Source organism: Frigoriflavimonas asaccharolytica (assembly GCF_013294015.1).
GTDB classification, from domain to species: Bacteria; Bacteroidota; Bacteroidia; order Flavobacteriales; family Weeksellaceae; genus Frigoriflavimonas; species Frigoriflavimonas asaccharolytica.
In genome coordinates this window covers 22464-28463 of record NZ_JABSNO010000031.1, presented here as the reverse complement: position 1 = coordinate 28463, position 6000 = coordinate 22464, and the positions used below count along the sequence as shown (strand labels likewise).

6 protein-coding genes and 1 pseudogene are annotated in these 6000 nt (G+C 30.1%); 1 reads left to right on the top strand and 6 read right to left on the bottom strand.

Features of this window, described 5'->3' with window-relative positions; translation table 11 throughout:
* Window positions 1–621, top strand: a pseudogene (locus HNQ03_RS14645) (IS3 family transposase); the annotation flags it as partial.
* A gap of 660 nt (window positions 622–1281) precedes the next feature.
* Here the strand turns inward: HNQ03_RS14645 and HNQ03_RS14640 are convergent.
* The 6 genes from HNQ03_RS14640 to HNQ03_RS14615 all read right to left on the bottom strand — a co-directional run bounded on the left by HNQ03_RS14640 (window position 1282) and on the right by HNQ03_RS14615 (window position 5814).
* Entirely contained in the window at window positions 1282–2103 is an 822-nt protein-coding gene (locus HNQ03_RS14640) for a GLPGLI family protein (RefSeq protein WP_173780445.1), read from the bottom strand.
* 63 nt (window positions 2104–2166) lie between these two features.
* Window positions 2167–2613: a hypothetical protein gene (locus HNQ03_RS14635; protein WP_173780444.1), complete on the bottom strand. Its 447-nt coding sequence runs from the start codon at window positions 2611–2613 to the stop codon at window positions 2167–2169.
* Between the two features lie 17 nt (window positions 2614–2630).
* Window positions 2631–3092 (bottom strand): hypothetical protein, encoded by a 462-nt coding sequence (locus HNQ03_RS14630; RefSeq protein WP_173780443.1) that lies wholly within the window; start codon window positions 3090–3092, stop codon window positions 2631–2633.
* A gap of 235 nt (window positions 3093–3327) precedes the next feature.
* Window positions 3328–3900, bottom strand: a complete 573-nt coding sequence (locus tag HNQ03_RS14625; RefSeq protein WP_173780442.1) for a Crp/Fnr family transcriptional regulator — start codon at window positions 3898–3900, stop codon at window positions 3328–3330.
* 265 nt (window positions 3901–4165) lie between these two features.
* A complete protein-coding gene (locus tag HNQ03_RS14620; protein ID WP_173780441.1) occupies window positions 4166–5404 on the bottom strand; it encodes a DEAD/DEAH box helicase in 1239 nt (412 codons plus the stop codon).
* Window positions 5405–5601: 197 nt separating this feature from the next.
* A complete protein-coding gene (locus tag HNQ03_RS14615; protein ID WP_173780440.1) occupies window positions 5602–5814 on the bottom strand; it encodes a hypothetical protein in 213 nt (70 codons plus the stop codon).
* Window positions 5815–6000 lie beyond the last annotated feature (186 nt).

The window sequence follows — 6000 nt, the reverse complement described above, 5'->3', positions numbered from 1 at the left end:
GAGGGCTTTTGGAAATGCTATTTTCGGTTGAGAAATCAAGGCGAAAAAGTAAATCATAAAAAGCTTCACAGAATCTATAAAGAATCTGGTCTGTCTTTAAGGAGGAAGTTTAAAAAGCGAAAAATTACCAGAATCAAAGAACCTTTAGAGATTCCAGAACGCTTTACTCAAAGCTGGAGCATGGATTTTATGAGCGATGCACTGGAGAATGGAAGAAAGATCAGGACTTTCAATATTATTGATGATTTTAACCGCGAGGTTTTACACATTGAGGTAGATTATTCAATAAAAAGCAGTCGTGTAGTTTGGATTTTAAGACATTTAATTAACAGATATGGAAAACCTCAAAAAATAAGAATGGATAATGGTCCGGAGTTTATTTCCCATCTAATACAAACCTGGAGCCATGTGAACGATATAAAATTTGCCTACATACAGCCAGGTAAACCGACACAAAATTCACTAATTGAGAGGTTCAATAAATCTTTCAGAGAAGGAGTTCTGGACGCAAATTTATTTTCAAATCTGGATGAAGTGAGGGAAATTACTCAGATCTGGATAAAAGATTATAATTATCACAGACCACATGATGCATTGAAAGGCCTATCACCCGTAATGTGGAAAAGTGGACAGCAAGCCACTTCAAAGGCCAACGCTTTTCCTGACCACTTTCCCACATTTGCCAACAACAACAGCGGAATATTAAATGAAATATCAGATGAAATTACTACTTTTGAGTCGTACTGAAAATGGGGAGCCTACAACCAAGCCATGTCGTTTTTAATAAAAAAATTTTTGAACAACTCATCCTATTTTTAGACTTATAAGCAAGCTTTTTACCTTTACTACCCACACTTTCAACTGACTTACCCACACTTTTTGCTGACCTACCCACACTTTCATCTGACAATTGACTCTTTTATACTCGCCATCGAGTCTTTTAGGCTCTCCACCCACACTTTTTGCTGACCTACCCACACTTTCATCTGACAATTGACTCTTTTATACTCGCTATCGAGTCTTTTAGGCTCACCATCCACACTTTTTGCTGACCTACCCACACTTTAATCTGACAATTCACTCTTTTATACTCGCCATCGAGTCTTTTAGGCTCGATTTTGAATTTATCAAAATTAAAACGACCCTTTTTTACCCGTGACTGAGTGCAAAAGGTCGTTATTTAAAGTACAACGATTGGGTATTTGCGAAGGAAGCCCCTATTCACAATGTGATTTCGGGGCTTCTTTTGCAAATACCATGTTGTAGGATGCCATTTTTTGATTATTGTTCAATTTGATTATCTTTCTTATATTTTTCAATAACTTTTTTCTCTCGTTCTGCGATTATTTTTGTCATGTTTATATTATTGCCACTACTTCCTATGACCTCGGAAATACCAGTTGATGCAATTAAACTTTTTATTTTTTGAAAAGGGTCTTTTTTATATTGATTTCTAAAATCAGAATATTTTTTTTTATCAACTTCAATAAATTTTTGTTTTCTAAAAAGTAAATTTATATCAATATTGCCTTTCTCTATTCCAATAAGAGTGAAATGATGATTAAATTTAATGTCATATATTTCAAAAATTAATCCAGGTAGTCCGTAAAATTTGTAGGGACCATCATTTATTGGGATATCTGGACAATACCAAGCAATAAATGTTTTTCCATATTTTTTTATAGTCGCTTTCTTAACAGTATAATTCAATATTTTTTTCCCCCCATCATCATCTAAAATCCAGTCAAATTTATTCTCTTCACTGTATTTTAAATTTTTTTCAAACTCGTTTGAAAAAAAATCAACTTGTCCTGTAGAGTTTTGCTTTTCTAAAAAGTACACAAGTTCATCATTTGGTAGATTTTTAAAATTCATTTTATTTCCTGTTAATTCCATTTTTTTTTCTCTATCATTAAGAATTGAGTCAGTTTTGTATTTTGCATCGCTATAAAAATAACTTTTGCCATTTTCATTATATAATTCTACATTTTGAGAAGTTATAGAATCGCCTAATTTTAATTTGTAATCGTATGTAAATTTTATTCCTTGTGAATATGAAAACATAAATACAAATAAGTTGATACCTAATAATATTTTCCTCATAACTATTTTTTTAAAATGCAGAATCTTTGTAAGATTCTGCATTATTTTAATTTATTATTAATTCTATGCACAAGACATCATACATTCAAAGGCACAGAGAAGGACTCCTCCATCTGTTTCTTTATCATAACAACCTTTTTCTCTGTCGCAATTTACTTCACAACTTGGAACCATTTTACTGAAAGCATCTACCAGAATTTTTTTTGCATTTGCTCCATTTCCAAATGAAAAGTATTCAACTCGTGTAATTTGGGCTCCCTTATTATAAAAACATTTTATAAAAACACCATCTTTAGAAAACTTTTCAGTATAAATGACCACATAATTTTCTTTTTGTCCCTTTTTAAAATTTTCTGTCGCAAGAACAGATTCAAATTTAATTTTTGGTGGACTTTGATTATATTTTGCAGTTCTGAAAAAATCTTTTATTGGGTCTCCATTTTTATTATTTGCAAATAATAGTGAAGAAAATAATACAAATAACGGAAATAAAAATTTTGTAAGTTTCATAATTTAAAATTTTAAGTTTATAAATAACATTCTTCGATACAATCACCAGTACACAATGCTACACCTGCATTAGTTGGTTTATCAGAGCATTGCCATCCCGAAATACAACCGGAAATGCAACTTTCTTCTGGATATATCAATAATTTTTTATTGTCTTTTGAAAGTTTAGTGAATTTTTGCAACATATTTTTATACTTCTGAATGAACACTTCTTTCTGCAATTTTGTCATATTTTCAGTAGCAAATTTTATGTTTACTGAAGTAATATTTCCAAAGTTGTCCGAACCGAAACTTATATCATAAGTAACTCCGTATTTCTCATTAAAAAATGTCTTCGTTTCAACTTTACTTTGAATAAAATCTTTAGTTTCAAAAACATTGAACACTTCACTTGAAGGATTATAATTTTTTGCATTGAGAAAGATGGTTAAAGTCAATAAGAATAACATCACTCCTTTTTTGAAAATTTTATTTTTCATAATATTAATTTTATTTCGTTCCATTTGGTCTTGAACATTAAAGCGACCTTATACAAATTTTTTCGTGTTCGCATAGTCTCACTATTATTTTTTTTAGAGAAATAAAAACTCACAATTCGTAGCTACTGAATTTATTAAAATCATAGTTTATTAAATTCTATGCTTTTAACTTGTACCAAAATTGTTAATTTAAAAAATAAAAAACTGTGATTAGAATCACAGTTTTTTATTTTTCTCATAAAATTTTTTTATGCCTGACAAATGTCTCTCTAGAGATACCCAAAAATGATGCAAGTAAACTATCATTTACTTTATTAATTATATAAGGAAAATCATTTTTAAGGTGTTTTATTTTTTCTTCGATATTTGTAGAATTTAAATGATGGAATCTTTTGATATGGAGTGCATTATATTCTTCTAAAACATCTCCATAAATACTTTTCAAATTTCGTGATGTTAGCATTAATTTGTCGAAATTTTCTCTTGAAATATATAAAATTTCAGCTTTTTCAACACATTCAATAGTTTCAATATTATCTGAAAAATTCTTAAAACTACTTATGTTAGTTAAAAATCGGTTTTCCCAAGCAAACATTCTCGTTATTTCATTTGCTTTATCATTTACATAATATGCTCTTAACAATCCAGAATTCACGAAATACAATTTGTTGCAAGGTTTGTTTTGATTGATTAATATTTCCTTTTTATTTATATTTTGAGAAACGAAATATTTTTTAATATTCATTTCTTCATCTTTTGAAATTGCATCATATTTTCTTAAAAGAAATAGTAATTGTTCAAATTTCATAAATGTGGTTTTTAGCGTAATGTTCGGAAATGGTTTCCTACAACTTATTTATATGTATGATAAACTTATACATATCCACCCAATTTAGTAGAGATATGTATGACAATCATCAAACTTTATTTAATTTCAAATGTAACAAATAAACTATGAGTAAAAATCTTTCCATAAAATAAATGCATCTCAATCTTTATCGTAATTCTGCTGAACAAAAAAAAACTGCAATCAAAAATTGCAGTTTTCTATAAAATTAATTTTAAAGTAAGAATTAATTGTGCCTACTAAAACCTTTGTTTTTTGGTTTGCTGAAGCCAGTATTCGCTTTTGGTCTTGGTACAAAAGATTTGTTGTTGCTGTCTCTTTTTTCCGCAACCAAATTTTCTGGGTGATAAGGATGATCCTTTATTACTGGTATTTTTTTACCAATCAATTTCTCCGTGTTTTTCAGGTTTAAGAGATCCAATTCATCTACAAAAGAGATGGAAGATCCTTCTGCACCAGCTCTTCCCGTTCTACCAATTCTGTGAACGTAGGTTTCAGAAACGTCGGAAAGTTCGTAGTTGATTACGTGTTTCAATTCGTCAATATCAATTCCTCTAGCTGCAATATCTGTGGCTACCAAAATTCTGGTGCGTCCAGATTTAAAGTTTGATAAAGCAGTTTGTCGTGCATTTTGAGATTTATTTCCGTGGATAGCTTCTGCAGAAATATTGCTAGATTTTAGTTTTCTCACAATTTTATCCGAGCCATGTTTCGTTCTCGCGAATACCAACACAGATTCTGAAATGTCTTCTTGCAAAACGTGCGTGAGCAAATCTATTTTGTCATCTTTTTTTACGAAATATACCTTTTGGTTGATGGTATCTGCGGTAGAAGAAACGGCTGCAACTTCTACTTTCACAGGATTATTGAGTATAGAATTACTCAAACTTTCTATTTCTGTAGGAAATGTAGCAGAGAAAAACAAGGTTTGTCTTTTTGCTGGCAAATATTTGATGATGCGTTTCACATCATGCACAAATCCCATGTCTAGCATTCTATCGGCTTCATCAAGCACAAAAATTTCTAATTGGTTGAGTTTCACAATTCCTTGAGAGATGAAATCTAATAATCTACCTGGTGTTGCTACCAAAATATCTACACCTCTTTTTATGGCTTGTTCTTGCGAACCTTGCTTTACACCACCGAAAATCACTTTCGTTCTTAAGTCTAAATTTGCACCATAAGCTTTGAAACTTTCTTCAATTTGTATGGCTAATTCTCTTGTTGGTGTAAGAATTAATGCTTTTATGTGGTGATGATTGTTGTTGTTTTTAGAAAGATTTTGCAACATTGGGATTGCAAATGCTGCGGTTTTTCCGGTTCCGGTTTGTGCAGTTCCGAGAAGATCTTTACCTTCTAAAATGGATGGAATTGCTTTTTGTTGAATTGGGGTTGGTTTTTCATACCCTTCTTTTTTGAGCGCTTTCAAAATAGGCTCAATCAATTGTAAGTCTGTAAATAACAAATGTTTATGTTTTAAATTTGTGGTGCGGATGAAGTATTTTACTTCTTCATTTTTAGCGAGCGTTTACCGAGTTAGAAACTCTTTGCGCTTTTTATTTGGCTTAAGAATGCCGCGAAATATTTTGCAAAGATAGTTTATTAATTTAACAATGGAATAGTATAGCAGTTTAGCAATTTTTTTTAAAAAACCTAATGCTTTTAAATTTTATCTCTATTAGCGGAAAAGTCAATGTATTTTTGTCCAAATTCAAGTTCAAAAGTAATTCTTAATAAAGCAGGATAAGCAAACCAAAATTTATTTTTAATTCGCTCTTTCATATATTCCTCTCCATATTCTTGAATATAATATTTAGTATGAAATTCATCTAAATCTTCAGTATCAATTTTTAAAACGGCATCTATATGTTTCAAAAGTAATTCATATAATTGAATTTCATTATCAATTCCAAAATCAATTAGTTCCAGAAGTTCATCTTTATAGTCGGTTTTAAAAAAATCATTTTGCTTTGATAAAGTTTTTTATAAAGTTTCGTAAACTTGTAGCTCATTTAATTTGTCTTCAAACGTAAAACTATTTTAATTTTATTTAGAGCCTGT